Source organism: Pseudomonas paraversuta (assembly GCF_904063065.1).
GTDB classification, from domain to species: domain Bacteria; phylum Pseudomonadota; class Gammaproteobacteria; order Pseudomonadales; family Pseudomonadaceae; genus Aquipseudomonas; species Aquipseudomonas paraversuta.
Genome location: NZ_CAJFCL010000001.1, coordinates 342,812 through 359,842, shown reverse-complemented (window position 1 = coordinate 359,842; position 17,031 = coordinate 342,812). Strand labels below are relative to the sequence as shown.

At 58.5% G+C, this 17,031-nt stretch carries 19 protein-coding genes and 1 tRNA gene; 9 read left to right on the top strand and 11 right to left on the bottom strand.

The window, feature by feature from the left end; translation table 11 throughout:
* Positions 1–109 precede the first annotated feature (109 nt).
* The 4 genes from JQ845_RS01670 to JQ845_RS01655 all read right to left on the bottom strand — a co-directional run bounded on the left by JQ845_RS01670 (position 110) and on the right by JQ845_RS01655 (position 2,173).
* A tRNA-Gly gene (locus JQ845_RS01670) sits at positions 110–183 on the bottom strand.
* A gap of 107 nt (positions 184–290) precedes the next feature.
* Entirely contained in the window at positions 291–1,148 is an 858-nt protein-coding gene (locus JQ845_RS01665; RefSeq protein WP_003440562.1) for an alpha/beta fold hydrolase, read from the bottom strand.
* A 77-nt stretch (positions 1,149–1,225) separates the two neighbouring features.
* Positions 1,226–1,918, bottom strand: coding sequence for a pseudouridine synthase (locus JQ845_RS01660; RefSeq protein WP_203008034.1), 693 nt, complete (start codon positions 1,916–1,918; stop codon positions 1,226–1,228).
* Between the two features lie 33 nt (positions 1,919–1,951).
* Positions 1,952–2,173 (bottom strand): cysteine-rich CWC family protein, encoded by a 222-nt coding sequence (locus JQ845_RS01655; protein WP_010655945.1) that lies wholly within the window; start codon positions 2,171–2,173, stop codon positions 1,952–1,954.
* A 204-nt stretch (positions 2,174–2,377) separates the two neighbouring features.
* Between JQ845_RS01655 and JQ845_RS01650 the strand changes: the two genes are divergently transcribed.
* Both JQ845_RS01650 and ung read left to right on the top strand, forming a co-directional pair.
* Positions 2,378–2,677 carry a hypothetical protein gene (locus tag JQ845_RS01650; protein WP_202210974.1) on the top strand — a complete coding sequence of 100 codons (300 nt, stop codon included), beginning with the start codon at positions 2,378–2,380 and terminating at the stop codon, positions 2,675–2,677.
* An 84-nt stretch (positions 2,678–2,761) separates the two neighbouring features.
* A complete protein-coding gene (ung, locus tag JQ845_RS01645) occupies positions 2,762–3,454 on the top strand; it encodes a uracil-DNA glycosylase (protein WP_203008032.1) in 693 nt (230 codons plus the stop codon).
* A gap of 5 nt (positions 3,455–3,459) precedes the next feature.
* Here the strand turns inward: ung and JQ845_RS01640 are convergent, their stop codons facing one another.
* The 4 genes from JQ845_RS01640 to JQ845_RS01625 are packed head-to-tail and all read right to left on the bottom strand — an operon-like array spanning position 3,460 to position 7,496.
* Positions 3,460–4,494: an AbrB family transcriptional regulator gene (locus JQ845_RS01640; RefSeq protein WP_203008249.1), complete on the bottom strand. Its 1,035-nt coding sequence runs from the start codon at positions 4,492–4,494 to the stop codon at positions 3,460–3,462.
* Positions 4,487–6,001, bottom strand: coding sequence for a tripartite tricarboxylate transporter permease (locus tag JQ845_RS01635; RefSeq protein WP_003440577.1), 1,515 nt, complete (start codon positions 5,999–6,001; stop codon positions 4,487–4,489). Before JQ845_RS01635 ends, JQ845_RS01640 begins: the two co-directional genes overlap by 8 nt.
* A gap of 1 nt (position 6,002) precedes the next feature.
* Positions 6,003–6,461, bottom strand: a complete 459-nt coding sequence (locus JQ845_RS01630; RefSeq protein WP_203008030.1) for a tripartite tricarboxylate transporter TctB family protein — start codon at positions 6,459–6,461, stop codon at positions 6,003–6,005.
* 57 nt (positions 6,462–6,518) lie between these two features.
* Positions 6,519–7,496, bottom strand: a complete 978-nt coding sequence (locus JQ845_RS01625) for a Bug family tripartite tricarboxylate transporter substrate binding protein (protein WP_160628318.1) — start codon at positions 7,494–7,496, stop codon at positions 6,519–6,521.
* Positions 7,497–7,946: 450 nt separating this feature from the next.
* Between JQ845_RS01625 and JQ845_RS01620 the strand changes: the two genes are divergently transcribed.
* Together JQ845_RS01620 and JQ845_RS01615 are read left to right on the top strand one after the other, a co-directional pair.
* Positions 7,947–8,618: a response regulator gene (locus tag JQ845_RS01620; protein ID WP_003440586.1), complete on the top strand. Its 672-nt coding sequence runs from the start codon at positions 7,947–7,949 to the stop codon at positions 8,616–8,618.
* Positions 8,611–10,017, top strand: a complete 1,407-nt coding sequence (locus JQ845_RS01615; RefSeq protein ID WP_127195992.1) for a sensor histidine kinase — start codon at positions 8,611–8,613, stop codon at positions 10,015–10,017. Before JQ845_RS01620 ends, JQ845_RS01615 begins: the two co-directional genes overlap by 8 nt.
* Before the next feature lie 44 nt (positions 10,018–10,061).
* Here the strand turns inward: JQ845_RS01615 and JQ845_RS01610 are convergent, their stop codons facing one another.
* Both JQ845_RS01610 and ygfZ read right to left on the bottom strand, forming a co-directional pair.
* On the bottom strand, positions 10,062–10,880 hold the full coding sequence (locus JQ845_RS01610) for an HDOD domain-containing protein (RefSeq protein WP_003440591.1): 819 nt from the start codon (positions 10,878–10,880) through the stop codon (positions 10,062–10,064).
* Positions 10,881–10,899: 19 nt separating this feature from the next.
* Positions 10,900–11,841 (bottom strand): CAF17-like 4Fe-4S cluster assembly/insertion protein YgfZ, encoded by a 942-nt coding sequence (gene ygfZ / locus JQ845_RS01605; protein ID WP_010655940.1) that lies wholly within the window; start codon positions 11,839–11,841, stop codon positions 10,900–10,902.
* Between the two features lie 139 nt (positions 11,842–11,980).
* Here ygfZ and JQ845_RS01600 point away from each other — a divergent pair, with 139 nt between their 5' ends.
* Positions 11,981–12,235, top strand: a complete 255-nt coding sequence (locus JQ845_RS01600; RefSeq protein WP_003440597.1) for an FAD assembly factor SdhE — start codon at positions 11,981–11,983, stop codon at positions 12,233–12,235.
* Positions 12,219–12,671, top strand: coding sequence for a protein YgfX (locus JQ845_RS01595; RefSeq protein WP_003440600.1), 453 nt, complete (start codon positions 12,219–12,221; stop codon positions 12,669–12,671). The genes JQ845_RS01600 and JQ845_RS01595 overlap by 17 nt, the downstream gene beginning before the upstream one ends.
* Here JQ845_RS01595 and nadB read toward each other — a convergent pair.
* Positions 12,640–14,256: an L-aspartate oxidase gene (gene nadB, locus JQ845_RS01590; protein WP_003440603.1), complete on the bottom strand. Its 1,617-nt coding sequence runs from the start codon at positions 14,254–14,256 to the stop codon at positions 12,640–12,642. The genes JQ845_RS01595 and nadB overlap by 32 nt on opposite strands.
* A gap of 503 nt (positions 14,257–14,759) precedes the next feature.
* Here nadB and rpoE point away from each other — a divergent pair.
* The 3 genes from rpoE to JQ845_RS01575 are packed head-to-tail and all read left to right on the top strand — an operon-like array spanning position 14,760 to position 16,940.
* Positions 14,760–15,341: an RNA polymerase sigma factor RpoE gene (gene rpoE, locus JQ845_RS01585; RefSeq protein WP_003172477.1), complete on the top strand. Its 582-nt coding sequence runs from the start codon at positions 14,760–14,762 to the stop codon at positions 15,339–15,341.
* A 31-nt stretch (positions 15,342–15,372) separates the two neighbouring features.
* Positions 15,373–15,963 carry a sigma-E factor negative regulatory protein gene (locus JQ845_RS01580; RefSeq protein WP_003440613.1) on the top strand — a complete coding sequence of 197 codons (591 nt, stop codon included), beginning with the start codon at positions 15,373–15,375 and terminating at the stop codon, positions 15,961–15,963.
* 8 nt (positions 15,964–15,971) lie between these two features.
* Positions 15,972–16,940 carry a MucB/RseB C-terminal domain-containing protein gene (locus JQ845_RS01575; protein ID WP_003440616.1) on the top strand — a complete coding sequence of 323 codons (969 nt, stop codon included), beginning with the start codon at positions 15,972–15,974 and terminating at the stop codon, positions 16,938–16,940.
* Positions 16,941–17,031: the final 91 nt, after the last annotated feature.

Genomic DNA, 17,031 nt, shown 5'->3' with positions numbered 1-17,031 from the left:
CAGGCTGACGGGGTGAGCTTGCAGGGAAGGTGTTGCTCTGATGAGCACAACAGCGTTTTGGTTTCAGATGTTCGGGGGGGAGTTTGCTGCGTTTGCATGGAAGCAAAAGTGGAGCGGGTAGAGGGAATCGAACCCTCAACTAAAGCTTGGGAAGCTTTCGTTTTGCCACTAAACTATACCCGCTCAGAGCGGCTGACTTTGTACCAGAAGTCGGCCTTGATGAGAAGTTTTTATTCCTGAAATTGTAAATTTCAAGCGCATTCATTCCCTCTCTTACCCTTGGCACTGCATCAGCGGCTCGCTGCCAGATGCTCAGCGTGTGCCGGCTGCAGAAAACCGAGCATGGCAGCCTTGCTGATATGGCTCGCTGATTTGTGCTCCATATCCAGAAAGTGCCCAGTGTTTTCCAGGCGAACAAACTGACTGTTCTCAATCGATTGGACAAAGTGTTGCGCGTCGCTGGCCGAGGTGTACTCATCCCATGCGCCATTGATGAACAGCACCGGGATCTCGATACCGCTGGCCGTATCAAGCAAGCACGGCTGGTCACAGGTCAGCACCTGTTCGATGTGAAAATGCATTTGTGCGTACTCATGCTCGGCCAGGCTGCTGACGTGTTTAAAGTTGAAGCGCTTGAACAGCGAGGGTAAATGCTTGCCCAGGGTATCGTTGACCAGGTTGCCCACTTGTGTGCGGTTGCAGTCAGCAAGGCAGCGCCGGCCACGCTCCAGGTAGTCGCGCATGGGCCCGTTGATGAGGGGTGAAAATGAACTGATCACGGCCTTCTCGATGCGCCGTGGTGTGCACGCCAGGGCTGTCAGCGCGGCAGTCCCGCCCCACGAAAACGACATCAGGTAATTCGCCGAAAAATGCTCGATCAACTCCAGAAGCATTTGCGCTTCAAGTTCCTTGGTCAGCATTTTCTGATGCCGGTTGTGCGGTTTCGATTTGCCGGCATAGGGCTGGTCGTAGAGCACGACGTTCAGATGCGGGTGCAGATTCTTCACGGTCTGGGCAAACGAGGCGGTGGTGGCCATGGAGCCGTTGACCAGAATAATGGTGTTTTCGGCAGTATCCGAGCGATAGAACTCGGTGTGAATTCGATATTGACCTTGAACATCGAGCACTTTGATTTCGGGCTTGAGCATGGCGTCAGACTCCAGTGAACCGAGTGTCGGCAAGACCGAGGATGCACCGGCTATATGACAGTCATGCGGACACGGGGTCAGAACAGATCGACTTCCTGGGGGCTCAGGGGCCGGTACTGGCCGGGGGCGAGCTGGCTGTCGAGCAGCAATGGCCCGATGCTCTCCCGGTGCAGGTGAACAACCTTGTTGTTGAAGTAGCCAAACATGCGTTTGACCTGATGGTAGCGTCCTTCAACGATACTCAGGCGTGCACTGCAAGGGCCCAGCAGTTCGAGCCCGGCGGGTTGTGTGGTCAGGTCTTCATAAGCGAAATAGACCCCTTCATTGAACCTGGAGACATACTCCTGGCCTATGACTTGTTCTGTCTCAACGTAATACACCTTGGGCAGTTTGGTCTGTGGCTGGGTCAGACGGCGTGACCATTGCCCGTCATTGGTAATCAGCATCAACCCGCTGGTATTGAAGTCCAGTCGGCCAGCAATATGCAGTTCCTGCTTGTCCGGTTCATCCAGCAGATCGAGGACTGTCGGATGTTCCGGGTCCTGGGTGGCGCTGACGCAACCGGGGGGTTTATGCAGCATGAAATACCGCGCAGGTTTGCCGGCCTGCAGCAGCACGTCATCACATTCAATGCGACTGAAAGCCCGTATTTCATGGTGTGGATCGCAGACGATGCGGCCATCGACCCGTATCCGTTTTTCGATCAGGAGCAGGCGGACCTGTTTGCGGCTGAACTGGGGCAAGTTGCTCAGAAAACGGTCTACGCGCATGACGCTCGATCACAAAAAATAGAGGCAGGCATCTTACCCGAGGCGTTCCGGTTGCGCGGGCGGCAATTGGTTTTGCACCTGCGCGCAGCGGGGACACAGGCAGGCCAGGTCTTGCTGGGCGAGTGGCAAGGCTTGCAGCACCTGCGGGTCGATACTGACGCTGTAGCACCAGCAGGGTTGTTCCGCGGTATTGGCGCTGGCCATCGAGCAGTCGTTGCGCGCCCCGCAGGCAGGGCAGAGATCAGGCGTGGTCATGGCTGGGGTCCGGTGATTGACCCGGCTATTGTATGCCCTTCGACGGGAAGCAGGCGCAGTGATATGCCGCCCGCCACGCCGGTCAGAATTATTTGATCCGCGGCACCGAAACTGTTTTTCGTGGTCTTAAAAGGTGTGGATGGCATCGCCATTCACTGCCCCCGGCGCCGCCGGGTGTGCCCATCAGCGGTCCAGGAGGCCGCCATGTACCGTCGTCTGCTCAGCCTTGTTGTGCTTGCTCTGGCCTTGTCTGCCTGTGTGCCCTATTACCCGGGCTACGGCGGCTATCGCTCTGAGGTTTATGTAGCGCCAGCGCCTTATGGCTATGGTTATTACGGCCCTTACTACGGTCATTCCCGTGGCTACTATGCTGCGCCGCCACGCTATTACCAGGGTGCGCCGCACTATAACCATGGACCTGCTTATCCGTCGGGTCATGGATATGGCTACGGTAATGGCCATGGTTATGGTGGCGGTGGCCAGGGCCGGGGGTGGGACAGGTAGAGAATGCCCGGCAGATGCATTGATGAATTGACAATGGAGACGGGCTTTTCTAGTGTCCGCTCCATTGTTTTTCAGGATGTAGTCATGACGTCGGATGATCGTATAAAACTTGAACCGGTCTGGAAGCAGGCTTTGCGCGAGGAGTTCGAAAAACCTTATATGGCCCAGCTGCGCGAGTTCCTGCGCCAGGAGCATGCTGCCGGGAAGGAAATCTATCCGCCGGGCCCGCTTATTTTCAATGCCCTCAACCTGACCCCGCTGGACAAGATCAAAGTGGTGATTCTGGGACAGGATCCCTATCATGGTCCCGGTCAGGCCCATGGCCTGTGTTTTTCGGTCCAGCCCGGCATTCCCGTGCCGCCTTCGCTGGTCAATATTTATAAAGAGCTCAAGCGCGATCTGAATATCGATATCGCCACCCATGGCTGCTTGCAGCATTGGGCAGAGCAGGGGGTGTTGCTGCTCAACACCACCATGACAGTGGAGCGCGCCAATGCCGCGTCCCACGCGAAAAAAGGCTGGGAGCACTTCACCGACCGGATTATCCAGGTGGTGAGTGAGCAACAGCCCAAACTGGTGTTTTTGTTGTGGGGCGCCCATGCGCAAAGCAAACAGAAACTGATCGATGCCACCAAGCATCTGGTGCTGACCTCGGTACATCCTTCGCCGCTTTCCGCCTATCGGGGGTTTATCGGCAACGGTCACTTCAGTCGAACCAACAAGTTTCTTGAGCAAAACGGGTTGTCCTCGATCGACTGGAAACTGCCGCCGGCCTGAGGGCGTTAGTCCGGGCGAGGCCGTACCCAGTAGCGAAACAGGGGTTCGGCCAAAAACAGCACGAAGAGCAAACGCATCACCTGCAGGGCCGTGACCAGAGGTACCGACAACTGCAGGGTTTCTGCGGTAAGGCTCATTTCTGCGATACCGCCAGGCATCATTCCCAGGGTCATGGAGCGCAGATCCAGTTGTGTCAGGCTGCTCAGGCCGAGTGCGCACAGGCTGGCGATCAGCATCGTCAGCGCCGTACCTGTTAATGTGCGGCCGATGAAGGACGGGGCACGGCGAAAAAACGCCCGGTTGAAATGACACCCCAGTCCACTGCCGATCAACCATTGGCCCGCCTGGCTGCTGCCATCGGGCAGGCCTATGTGCAAGTTCCAATAAATACTGACGCTGGCGCTGACCAGCAGCGGTCCGAATAACCAGGGGTTGGGCTGGCGCAAGCGTTGCCAGAGCCAGGCCATCAGCGCACCGGCCGGAAACAGCAGGGCTAACCAGTAGAGGTTGACTGATGCGGGATGCAGCGCCGGAGCGCCTTCGCCGAGCAAGTACTTGAAGGCGGCCGGTACGCACAGCACCACCATCAGCACCCTCAGGCTCTGTCCGGCAGCGACCCGACTCAATACGGCACCATTGCGTGCGCCGAGATTGACCATCTCCCCCGAACCGCCCGGCATGCTGGAGAAAAACGCCGTAGCGCGGTCCTCTCCACTGCGGCGCATGATCCACACCCCGAGCACGCTCGACACGCTGGTGAGCAGCGCGCCGACAAAGATCAGGCCGAAATGCGCCAGCACCTGCTCCATGACCAGGGGGGTGAAGTGCAGGCCGATGCCGATGCCCACAATCCACTGCCCACATTTACGTCCGCCCGGAATCTCGGCCAGCTGCCACGGAGTCAGGCAGCGGACCAAAAGGATCGCCAGCAACGAGCCGACCATCCAGGGCAGTGGCCAGCCGATCAGGCTGGCGAGAAATCCGCCGGCCAGACCGACCAGCGGCGTTCCCCACCAGTGCTTGAACCCTTGCTCAGGCATTGGCCAGGGCGCGGCGTTTGGCACTGCGCTTGCGCCAGATACGCAGAACAGGCATCAGCAGCATGATCGCGGTCAGTACCCAAACACCCAGGGTGATCGGGCTTGCCCACAGAATTTCCAGCGCGCCGTTGGAGATCGACAGGGCGCGGCGCAAGTTCTGTTCCATCAGTCCGCCGAGGATGAAACCCAGCAGTACCGGCGACAGCGGGAAATCGAGCTTGCGCAGGATATAGCCGAAGATGCCGATACCGATCATCAGGAACAGATCGAAGGTGGTGGCGTGGACGGCATAGACGCCGATGGCGGTAATAATCGCGATCACCGGCACCAGCGCCCAGTTAGGCACCGAAAGAATCCGGGTGAAGATGCGAATCATCGGAATGTTGAGGATCACCAGCATGATGTTGGCGATAAACAACGAAGCGATCAGGCCCCAGACGATATCCGGCTGTTGTTGAAACAGCAGCGGGCCGGGCGTGATGTTGTACAGCGACAATGCGCCAATCATCACAGCCGTGGTACCCGAACCCGGTACGCCCAGGGTCAGCATCGGTACCAGGGCACCGCAGGCCGAAGCACCGATGGCAGTCTCGGGAGCGGCCAGACCGCGCATGTCACCCTCGCCGAATTTGCCCGAAGTACCCGCCAGACGTTTTTCCGTCATGTAGGCCACGGCACTGGCCAGGGTTGCGCCTGCACCCGGCAGGACGCCCATGATGAATCCGAGCAGGCCGCAACGGATATTCACCACGAATACCGCAGAGGCTTCCTTGAAGTTGAACATCATGCGGCCGGTGGCTTTCACGGCTTCTTGCCCGCGATGGGTTTTTTCCAGCAGCAACAGGATTTCGCTGATGGAAAACAGGCCCAGTACCAGCACCACAAACTGGATGCCGTCAGTCAGGTGGATGTTGTCCCCTGTAAAACGGTAAACCCCGCTGTTGGCATCAATCCCCACCGTCGACAGAAACAGACCGATCAAGGCGGCTATAAATGTCTTGAGTGGACGATCGCCGGCCATGCCGCCCAGGCAGACGATGGCGAATACCATGAGTACGAAATATTCCGCCGGACCGAAGGCTATCGCCCATTTGGCCAGCAGCGGGGCGAACAGCACCATGCCGCAGGTGGCAATAAAGGCACCAATGAAAGAGCTCCAGGCGGACAGTGAAAGCGCCACGCCTGCCAGGCCTTTGCGGGCCATCGGGTAGCCGTCGAGGGTGGTCATTACGGTGGACGCTTCACCGGGGATATTCAGCAGGATCGAGCTGATACGCCCGCCGTACTCACAGCCCAGGTACACGGCAGCCAGCAGGATCAGCGCGGATTCGGGAGGCAGTCCCAGGGCGAAGGCAATGGGAATCAGCAGTGCCACCCCGTTGATGGGGCCAAGGCCGGGGAGCAATCCGACCACGGTGCCGATCAGGGTGCCGCACAGTGCGGTGATCAGGTTGTAGGGCGTGAGCGCGACGCCAAAGCCCTGGCCCAAATAGCCAAAAGTATCCATATCAGTTCTCCAGAACGTCGAGCAGGCCAAGCGGCAGCGGTACGTCCATGGCTTTATCGAACAGCAGATAAAGGCCGACGCTCATCAAGCTGATGATCAGGATGCCGGGCAACCAGCGGCCGCCATACAAACGTGCCATCGGGATGCCGACCAGCGCGCTGCTGAGGATAAAACCCAGGGGTTCGAAGGTGCCGGCGAAGACAAGTAACAGCAGGACACACAGTCCGATCTTGGTCAGCGTCTGGCGATCCAGCTGCGGGTCTTCTTCGCTATGCACCACAGGTGAGGGGCGAAAAATCATGTAGATCAGACCCAGTGCCATCAAGGCGAGCATGAGCAAGGGGAAGGCGCGAGGACCTACGGGCTCGTAGGAAAAAGCAGCCTGATACGGCCAGGCCATGATCGCCAGACCGGCGCAGACGACGAGCAGGACCGAGGCAAAAATTCGTTGTATGAACATGGTTCACTCCTGGGATGTGCCCCGGTATTCAGGGGCACAGCCAGCGGTCAGCGGCGGTTACTGGATGAGGCCGAATTCCTGGGCCAGGGTTTTGTAGTCAGCCACCTGTTTTTTCACATAGGTGTCCAGCTCCGGCCCGGTCATGGCGAAGGGGAAGAGCTCGCGCTGATCACGCAGCTTGGCGAATTCTTCGGAAGCCAGCAGCTTGTCGAACGCGTCTTTCCACCACGCGTAGTCTTCATCGCTGACTTTTGGACCCAGGTAAAAACCGCGAACCACAGGCCAGACGATGTCGTAGCCCTGTTCTTTGGCGGTCGGGATGTTTTTCATTTCGGGCTCATCCAGGCGTTCATTGGCGAATACGGCGAGCAGGCGCATATCACCGCTCTGGATGTGCGGCATGGAGTCGGAAATATCGGTACTGCCTACCTGAATGTGACCACCCAGCAGCGCGGTTGCGATTTCACCGCCACCCTCAAGGGCAACGTAGCGCAAGTCCCGCGGATTGATTCCTGCCGCCTTGGCGATCAAGGCTGTTTGCATCCAGTCCTGGCTGCCCACGGTTCCGCCGGAGCCGATGACCACTTTGCCTGGATCTTTCTTCAGTGCCTGAACCAGATCATCGAGGTTCTTGTAGGGCGAATCATTTTTCACCGCAATCGCCCCATAGCTGGTACCCACGGCGGCGAGCCAGCGCACGGCATTTTCATCGAAGCGACCGAACTTGCCTTGCGCCAGGTTCAGCAATGAACCGCTGGACCAGGCCACCAGGGTGCCGGCATCGGCGGGACGCTGGGCGACCACGGCGTTGTAGGCAACGGCGCCCACTCCGCCGGGCATGTAGGTCACGCGCATCGGCTTGCTGAGCAGTTTTTCGTTAACCAGTGCACTTTGGGCCAGCTTGCACGTGAGGTCGAAACCACCGCCAGGCGAGGCCGGGGCGATGCATTCCGGGCGTTTCGGTTCTGCCAGCAGTTGGCCGGCGAAGAGCATGCAGCCGGCGGCAAGAGCTACGGTGCGCAGTGATAGATTCATGGTGTCTCCAAAGGAGTTTTTGTTTTTAGGGGGCAGCAATTGTTCGCTGAAAGCCGGTGGCGGCGGGAAACGCCCGTGCCGGGCTGGCGCCGTGCATCAGCTTTATTGCGCAAAACAGGGAGGCGACAAAAAGTCTTTCGCAAGGGAGCGGGAGTGTCGAGCCAACAGGGGGGAAACAGAAAGGCGGCGGGCCTTGGGCTGAAGAGTCAGCATGCAGGGTGCTCCATTATTGTTCTTATTGGCGAAAACGCTTCGAGGCGTTTTTCAGGGCGTAACGCGATGACAGTTGTAACTGTCCGTTTCCGGATCCTAATCAGCCAACCTTTCGCGAACCTTTCAGTTGTCTTTCATTGCTCTTTCCCGGTTTTCGCACTTCACAGTATTTCTGCCGTCTGTACACTCCGCGCAAAGAAAGGCCCCGGCCTGCACAAAAATAATGAGGTAAACCCGATGCGTGTACTTTTGGTCGAAGATCAGCTGCAGCTGGCCGAGAGTGTTGCCCAGGCCTTGAAAAGCACTGGTCTGACCGTGGATGTGCTGCACGACGGTGTGGCTGCCGACCTGGCCTTGAGCAGCGAGGAATATGCAGTGGCGATCCTGGATGTGGGATTGCCGCGCATGGACGGTTTTGAGGTGCTGGCGCGTTTGCGCAGCCGGGGCAAGACCTTGCCGGTATTGATGCTGACTGCCCGCAGCGATGTCAGGGACCGGGTTCACGGGCTCAATCTGGGGGCTGACGATTATCTGGCCAAACCCTTCGAACTGACTGAGCTGGAGGCCAGGGTCAAAGCCCTGCTGCGGCGCACTGTACTGGGCGGGGAGCGCCAGCAGCGGTGCGGATCTCTGGTGTACGACCTGGGCACCCGGCGCTTCACCCTTGGCGATGAACTGCTGATTCTCACCTCCCGCGAGCAAGCGGTGCTTGAGGCGCTGATCGCAAGGCCCGGCAGAGTCATGAGCAAGGAGCAACTGGCAGCCCAGGTATTTGGCCTGGATGAGGAAGCCAGTTCTGACGCTATCGAAATCTATATTCACCGCCTGCGTAAAAAACTCGACGGCCAGGCAGTAGCCATTGTGACCTTCAGGGGTCTGGGGTACTTGCTGGAAGGCCGCGATGTTTAAATTCGACAGCCTGCGCGGGCGCCTGCTGTGGAACCTCTCGCTGCTGTTGGTGGTATTGATGCTGGCCAGTGGCTTTAGTGCTTACTTCAACGGCCGTGAAGCTGCCGACACCGCCTATGACCGGACCTTGCTGGCGTCGGCGCGCACTATTGCTGCCGGGCTGTCACAGCGCGATGGCAGTTTGAGTGCCGATGTACCCTATGTAGCGCTCGACACCTTTGCCTACGATAGCGCCGGACGTATCTACTACCAGGTCAACGATATTCATCAGCGGCTGATTTCCGGTTATGAACAGTTACCGGCTCCGCCACCCGGTACCCCCCGTACCGATGATTACCCGGCCCTGGCGCGGTTTTATAACGGCCAGTATCTGGGGCAGAACGTGCGGGTGGTGAGTCTGCTCAAGGCGGTTAGCGAGCCCAACATGAATGGCATGGCGGAAATCCGCGTTGCTGAAACCGACGAGGCGCGGGTGTCCATGGCGCGCAGCCTGATGGCCGATACGCTATTGCGCCTGGGCATGCTGGGGCTGGGAGCCTTGATCGTCGTGTGGTTTGCGGTAAGCGCCGCACTGCGACCGCTCGAGCGCTTGCGCACCGCCGTCGAGGAGCGCCAGCCCGATGACTTGCGGCCATTGCCGCTGGTGTCGGTCCAGCGCGAGTTGCGGCCATTGGTGCAGGCGCTCAATCACTTCACCGAGCGTTTGCGCGGGCAGTTTGAGCGCCAGGCGCAATTTATCGCCGACGCCGCCCATGAGTTGCGTACCCCACTGGCGGTGCTCAAGGCCCGGCTTGAGCTGGGTTTGCGGGCGAATGAGCCGCCCACCTGGCGCAACACCCTTGAACAGGCTGCCGATGACACCGACCGTTTGACCCTGTTGGCGAATCAGTTGTTGTCGCTGGCGCGGATTGAAAACGGGGCACGGGCCATTGCCGAAGGCGGTGCGCAGTTGCTCGATCTCAGCCAGTTGGCCCGGGAGCTGGGAATGGCCATGGCGCCGCTCGCACATGCCCGGGGCGTGGCCCTGGCGCTTGAGGCCGACCAGCCAGTGTGGATGCGCGGGGAGCCCACCTTGTTGAGTGAGTTGTTAAGCAATCTGGTGGATAACGCATTGGCCCACACTCCACAGGGCGGCAATGTGATTCTGCGGGTGACGCCCCATGCCGTGCTTGAGGTTGAGGACGACGGGCCGGGCATCCCCTTTGAGGACCGCGAGCGGGTTTTTGAACGCTTTTATCGGCGTAACCACCAGGTGGCAGGTTCGGGGCTCGGGCTGGCGATTGTCGGTGAGATTTGTCGGGCGCACCTGGCACCGATCAGCCTGCACGACGGTGAGCAGGGCGGGTTGAAAGTGCGGGTGAGTTTTGTGCTGGCCGACAGGCGGACGCAAACCTCGTAGTCGCTGCCGCAGCCTGCGGCAGCGACTACAGGTGCGATCCGGCTTCAGATAAACATCCCGCGGGCAGCGTTCAGATCGTCCTGGAACCTTTGATCGTCGGCATCCACCCCCAGTTTTTTGAAGGCCGGCAGGGTGCTCAGCTCAAGCCCCGGAACTGCGTTGCTGCCTTGCGAGCAGAACAGGGTCGCGATTTGTACCAGGTCGATGTAGTCGATGGTTTTGGAATCGCGGGTGAAGTCCTGGTACTGACCGGGCAGTTTCAGCAACATTTCCGGGAATTCCCAGACCGTCAGCAGCTTGTCGCCAATGCGCGGATGAATGCTTTCGATCACGTGATTCAGCGATACCGGATCGAACAGCAGTTCATTGTGGTCTTCGGCGTAGGTCAGGATCGGCAGCACGCCAATTTGATGGACCAGCCCCCCGAGTGCTGCCTGATCAGGCTTGAGCGAGGTGTATCGACGACACAAGGTGTAGCAAATCCCGGCGACCTCCAGGCTTTGGCGCCAGACGTCGCGCATTTTGTTTTCGACCACTTGCGAACGGGCATGAAAGATCTGCTCCATCACCAGTCCGATAGCCAGGTTACTGCTGTAGTTGACGCCCAGGCGGGTGATGGCGGTGTGCAGGTCGGTGACTTCGTAGAGTGCTCGTAGCAGCGGGCTGTTGACGACCTTGATCAGTCGCGCCGACAGGGCGGTGTCGCGACCTATGACTTTACTCAGATGACTGACGCTGATTTCAGGGTTTTCTGCTGCCTTGCGGATGTTCAGCGCCACTTCCGGTAGCGTGGGCAAAACCAGGTCATCTTTATCTATGGCCTTAATCAAGTCCATCTGGACTTTGTGTGCCAGCGTGCTCATTTCTGTTCTCTAGTGGCAATTAGCGCTGGATCTCACGATCGCGGTCTAGCTGGTACGGCAAATCAAGCAGCGAAAGGGTGGGGCCCTGTGCATCACCTACATGGATTTCGCCTGCTTCAACGGCATCGGCAGTCAGAACACACAGCAGCTCAATGCCGTTTTCTGCATGGGCTGCAATCACCACTTCACCCACGCTACCGGTATTCGCAGGAGTAAACAGAGGCGTTCCAGGCTCGGGTAATTCGCCGGCTTCCAGATGCAGGCGGTAGAGGCGGCGTTTGAGCTTGCCCAGATACTGCATGCGCGCGACGATTTCCTGGCCGGTGTAGCAGCCTTTTTTGAAGCTGACTGCTCCCACCGCCTGCAGGTTGAGCATCTGCGGAATGAACAGTTCGCGGGTCTGGGGCATGACCTGGCCGATACCGGCGCGGATCTGACCCAGGATCCATTGATCGAGGTCGGCTTCTACCAGTTGCGCTTTCAATTGCTGTAAAAGGCTGTCGGCCTGGTCGGCCGCGGTCCATAGTTCAGCCCGGCCCGGGGACACGCGAATGGCGATCAGGCCATTGGCTCTGGCTACGCTGTCGGTCTCGGCTGGCAGGTCGAGGCCCAGGCTTTGCAACACTGCATCGGCCTGGTTCAGGCCAAAGCGTACCCAGCTGGCGCTGTCGTCGGTCAGTTTCGACTTGGAGAACACGGCGTATTTTTTCAGGTCTGCCAACTGTGGCTCGACCAGTTCGCGGGCCATCGCCAGCAGGCAGCCTTCAGGTTCAAGGAGGATGCGGAAGCTGGACTGCATCCGGCCTTTTTGTGTGCAGCGCGCACCCAGGCTCGAGCGCGTCTCGCTCAAATAGTTGAGGTTGCAGGTCAGCTGTCCCTGCAGGAACTTGCTGGCGTCATTGCCGATGACGGCGAGAACGCCTTCGTGGGACAGGGTGCAGAAAAAAGCAGAGTCGGCCATGGGTCTTCGCAGGTAATAAAGTCTGGGACACATCATAGAGGTGCGCCCTGTAAATGGGTAGTTCAATGCCGGGCGACCAAAGCCGACTGTTCTATGGCGGATCGGCCTGTATACTTGCGCTCTATTTGAGGAGCGCTCCATGGTCGAAGATGTTGAACTCAATCGTCTCTACTGGCACAGCCGTCGCGGCATGCTTGAACTTGACGTGTTGCTGGTGCCTTTCGTCAAGGAAGTGTACGCCACCCTGAATGATGTCGATCGCGAATGCTATCGCAAGCTGCTCGAGTGTGAAGACCAGGACATGTTCGGCTGGTTCATGGAGCGCGCAGAGTCCGAAGACCCGGAACTGCAGCGCATGGTTCGCATGATCCTGGATCGTGTCCAGCCCAAGTAATTATTTCGAGTGCCGCTGGCAGGCCTCAGGGCAATTGCTGGCGGCCTGTCTCGCAGCCCAGATGCTGGCGCTGATCTCAATTTTCCTTCTCTCGATACCTGTCTGGGCACGTGTGTCCGGTGCTTTTCTGTGCCTGGCCCATGGCATCTGGCTGTGGGGGCGGCACATTCGGCTGACCCACGCCACGGCCTTTCGCGGATTGCGCCGCACTGCCGATGGCTGGCAGCTATGGAACCGGGCCAGGGGCTGGCAGGCCGTGCAGTTGCGCCGTGACAGTCTGGCGCTGCCAAGTGTGGTGATTGTGCGTTTCAGCCTGCGCGGCGAGCGTCGGGTGCGCACGTTGTGCATACCCCGCGACGCGCTGGCGCCGGATCAGCACCGGCGTTTGCGCGTGCGCCTGAAGTTCAGTCGACGTAGGTGGTTGGCACCAGAATAGTGTCCAGGGCTTCGGGCAGCATGTGCGGATAGTCGAGGGTGTAATGCAGGCCCCGTGACTCCTTTCTCGCCATGGCGCTGCGGATCATCAGCTCGGCCACTTGCGCCAGATTTCTCAGCTCGATCAGGTCGCGGCTGACTTTGTAATTACTGTAGAACTCGTCAATTTCGTCCAGCAGCAGGCGCACGCGGTGTTGTGCCCGTTGCAGGCGCTTGTTGGTGCGCACTATGCCTACGTAGTCCCACATAAAGCGCCGCAACTCATCCCAGTTGTGGGCAATGATCACATCTTCATCCGAGTCCGTGACCTGGCTGGCATCCCAGTCCGGCAGGGCCACAGGCGTCGCTACCTGTGGCAGCTGGGAGAGGATGTCGGCCGCTGCCGACTTGGCATACACAAAACATTCCAGCAACGAGTTGCTGGCCATGCGGTTGGCACCATGCAGGCCGGTGAAGCTGGTTTCACCAATGGCATACAGGCCCGGCACATCGGTATGCCCATGCTCGTCCACCATTACCCCGCCGCAGGTGTAATGCGCCGCCGGGACCACCGGGATCGCCTGCTTGGTGATATCGATGGAGAACTCCAGACAGCGCTCATAGACGGTCGGGAAGTGGCTTTTGATAAAGGTATCGGACTGGTGGCTGATATCGAGATAGACGCAATCGATGCCCAGGCGCTTCATCTCGTGGTCGATAGCACGGGCGACGATATCTCGTGGTGCCAGTTCCCCGCGCGGATCGAAGCGATGCATGAAGCGCTCGCCGTCAGGCAGCTTGAGGTGTGCGCCTTCGCCGCGCAAAGCTTCGGTTATCAGAAAGCTTTTGGCCTGGGGGTGATACAGGCATGTGGGGTGGAACTGGTTGAACTCCAGATTCGCCACGCGACACCCGGAGCGCCAGGCCATGGCAATGCCATCACCGCAGGCGCCGTCGGGGTTGCTGGTATAGAGGTAGACCTTGGCGGCGCCGCCCGTGGCCAGAATAGTGAAGCGTGAGCCGAAGGTCTCGACCTCTCCGGTGGCGCGGTTGAGCACATAGGCACCCAGGCAGCGATCGCCATCCAGGCCAAGCCGGCGCTCGGTAATCAGATCGACGGCAACCCGCTGTTCCAGCAATTCAATATTGGGCCGTTGGCGGGCCTGCTCGAGCAGGGTTTTGAAAATGGCGGCGCCGGTAGCGTCAGCGGCATGGATAATTCGCCGGTGGCTGTGCCCGCCTTCGCGGGTGAGGTGGAACTCAAAGCCCGGCTGTTCGGGGTCTGCGTCTTCATCACGGGTGAAGGGTACGCCCTGGTCGATTAGCCACTGGATGGCTTCGCGGCTGTGCTCTACGGTAAACCGCACCGCGTCTTCATGGCACAAGCCACCCCCGGCATTGAGGGTGTCTTCGACGTGGGACTGTACGGTGTCGGTGTCATCAAGAACTGCGGCCACGCCACCCTGTGCCCAGAACGTCGAGCCATTGGCCAGATCGCCTTTGCTGAGAACTGCAATGCGCATATGGCCCGGCAGAGTAAGGGCCAGGCTCAAACCGGCAGCGCCGCTGCCAATCACCAGCACATCATGTTGAAAATGTTGGCTCATTCTTCTGAATCCGCAATAAAAGCGCCCTCTAGTATATAGAGGGGGGGATCGGCACAATAGCCGGGCTTTTGTGGCTTTGGGAAAGTACCGCGGGCAGGGAGTGTGCCTCAGACTTGCGGGGGCTGCATGTCGATTTGCACAATTAATCGGCAAGCGCTCGGGGCTGCCCGGCATTGGCCTGTTGCCCGGTCCCGTATGGCTTGATTTCGTATGGGATTTTGAACTTTTCCTGCGGGCCAGGGTTCCATAGAGGGTTGCCCTTCATGTGGGAGAACAGCGTCAAATGTGCAGCTGGGGTTATGGTCTGACTTCAGTTGCTGAATTTGGCGACAAGATTATCGACGCAGCCGGGCTGACCCGAGCTGCGTTTTCGTGCGTGCCAAATCAGAGTGCGCAGGAAACTTGCCAGGGGGGAGAGAACTTTTGCGTAAAAGCCGAGTCTATGTTTGCAAGCCTGATCAATTAGCAAAGCAATCTTCCTCCCGGTCTTATGAGGAGTGTTCATGCTAACCCAGGAAGAGGATCAGCAGCTGGTCGAGCGCGTACAGCGTGGCGACAAGCGAGCTTTCGATCTGCTCGTGTTGAAGTATCAACACAAAATTCTCGGGTTGATCGTGCGTTTTGTGCACGACACCCATGAAGCCCAGGACGTCGCTCAAGAAGCTTTTATCAAGGCTTATCGGGCACTCGGTAATTTTCGCGGTGACAGTGCCTTTTATACGTGGCTGTATCGTATTGCCATCAATACGGCGAAAAACTATCTGGTGTCTCGCGGTCGACGTCCCCCTGATAGTGATGTGAGTTCTGAAGACGCTGAATTTTATGATGGTGATCACGGTCTCAAGGATCTTGAGTCGCCGGAGCGCGCTTTGCTCCGTGACGAGATTGAGGGCACGGTTCACCGCACCATTCAGCAATTACCAGAAGATTTGCGTACGGCGTTAACTTTACGTGAGTTTGATGGTCTGAGTTACGAAGACATTGCGAGCGTCATGCAATGTCCGGTGGGTACCGTGCGCTCCCGGATTTTCCGCGCTCGGGAAGCCATCGATAAAGCCCTGCAGCCGTTGTTGCAGGAAAACTGAGACAGCGGCGATAGCCAAGAGAGGAACCGCCATGAGTCGTGAAGCCCTGCAGGAATCGCTGTCCGCGGTGATGGATAACGAAGCGGACGAACTGGAATTGCGTCGGGTGTTGAATGCCTTTGACGATACACAAACACGTGAGACCTGGTCCCGTTATCAGGTGGCGCGTGCTGTGATGCACAAAGACCTGTTGATTCCGCGTCTGGATATCGCATCTGCCGTTTCGGCCGCGTTGGCTGAAGAGCAGGCCCCTGCCAAAGTCGTACGTGGTCCGTGGCGCAGCATTGGCCGTCTGGCCGTCGCTGCTTCGGTCACCGTTGCCGTATTGGCGGGCGTAAGACTGTACAACCAGGATGACATCGTAGGTGCCCAGCTGGCCCAGCAAAACAGCCAGCAGAGCCTGAGCGCTCCGATGGTTAAAGGCCCGGCGGTACTGGCAAACTACAGCGAGAGCTCCGATCAGGCCACCGGTCCCATGGCTAACGGCGTTCTGCAAGGTCAGCCAGGATGGCAAGATCAGCGTTTGCCAGGTTATCTGCGCCAGCATGCCCAGCAAGCGGCGATGAAGGGGACTGAAAGCCCTCTGCCTTATGCTCGTGCTGCCAGCCTGGAAAATCGCTAAGGACCATCATGCGCGTCCTACCTCTGTTACCTCTTCTGCTGACGGGCCTGTTTGTTCTTCCGGCCCAGGCAGATGAAGCCCGGGACTGGCTCAAACGTCTTGGGCAAGCCGAGCAACAACAAAGCTACAAGGGCACTTTCGTCTACGAACGCAATGGTAGTTTTTCTACCCATGGCATCTGGCACCGAGTGCAGGACGGCTCCGTTCGTGAACGACTGATGCAGTTGGACGGTGCTGCGCAAGAGGTTGTTCGTGCAGATGGACATACCGAGTGCGTCACTGGCAAGTTTATCTCCGGTCTCGGGGATATTCCTGCAGCTACGGCGCGTCAGCTCGATACCAAGAGAATTGATGACTGGTATTCGGTTGCAAAAGTTGGCGACTCTCGGGTCGCTGGAAGACCGGTATCAGTAATTGCTTTCACCCCTCGCGATCAACATCGTTACGGGGTTGAACTGTATCTGGATAACGAAACCGGTTTAGCGCTGAAATCGTTGTTACTCAATGATAAAGGGCAGTTACTTGAGCGTTTCCAGTTCACCAGTATCGATACTACGCCCCCGGATGACAGTGAACTCAAGCCCACTGGTAAATGCCGTCCCGTTGTTGCGGCTGATGCTGAGCCACCTTTAGTCAAAACTTCGCATGTCTGGCATTCCGACTGGTTGCCGCCGGGTTTTGAACAGATCAGCAGTACAGTGCGCCTGGATCCCAAGACCAAGTCTGAAGTTACCAGCCTCTTGTATGACGATGGTTTGACGCGCTTCTCCGTGTTTCTTGAGCCACTGAAGGGTAACGCTGTACCCGATACGCGGTTGCAGCTGGGCCCGACCGTTGCGGTGTCAAGGCATCTCACCACCCCGCAGGGGAACATGATGGCCACTGTTGTGGGTGAAATTCCGATGGGTACCGCAGAGCGCATCGCACTCTCGATGCGTGCCGGTCAGAGCGATCCTGCGCCCCAGGGCAAGCCATAGCGGTGCTCGAACATGATGGGTGAGCATTCAGTTTTACCGTACCTTTTATCTTTTCGTACAGGTCAGGGCCCGCAAGGCTCTGGCCTTGTTT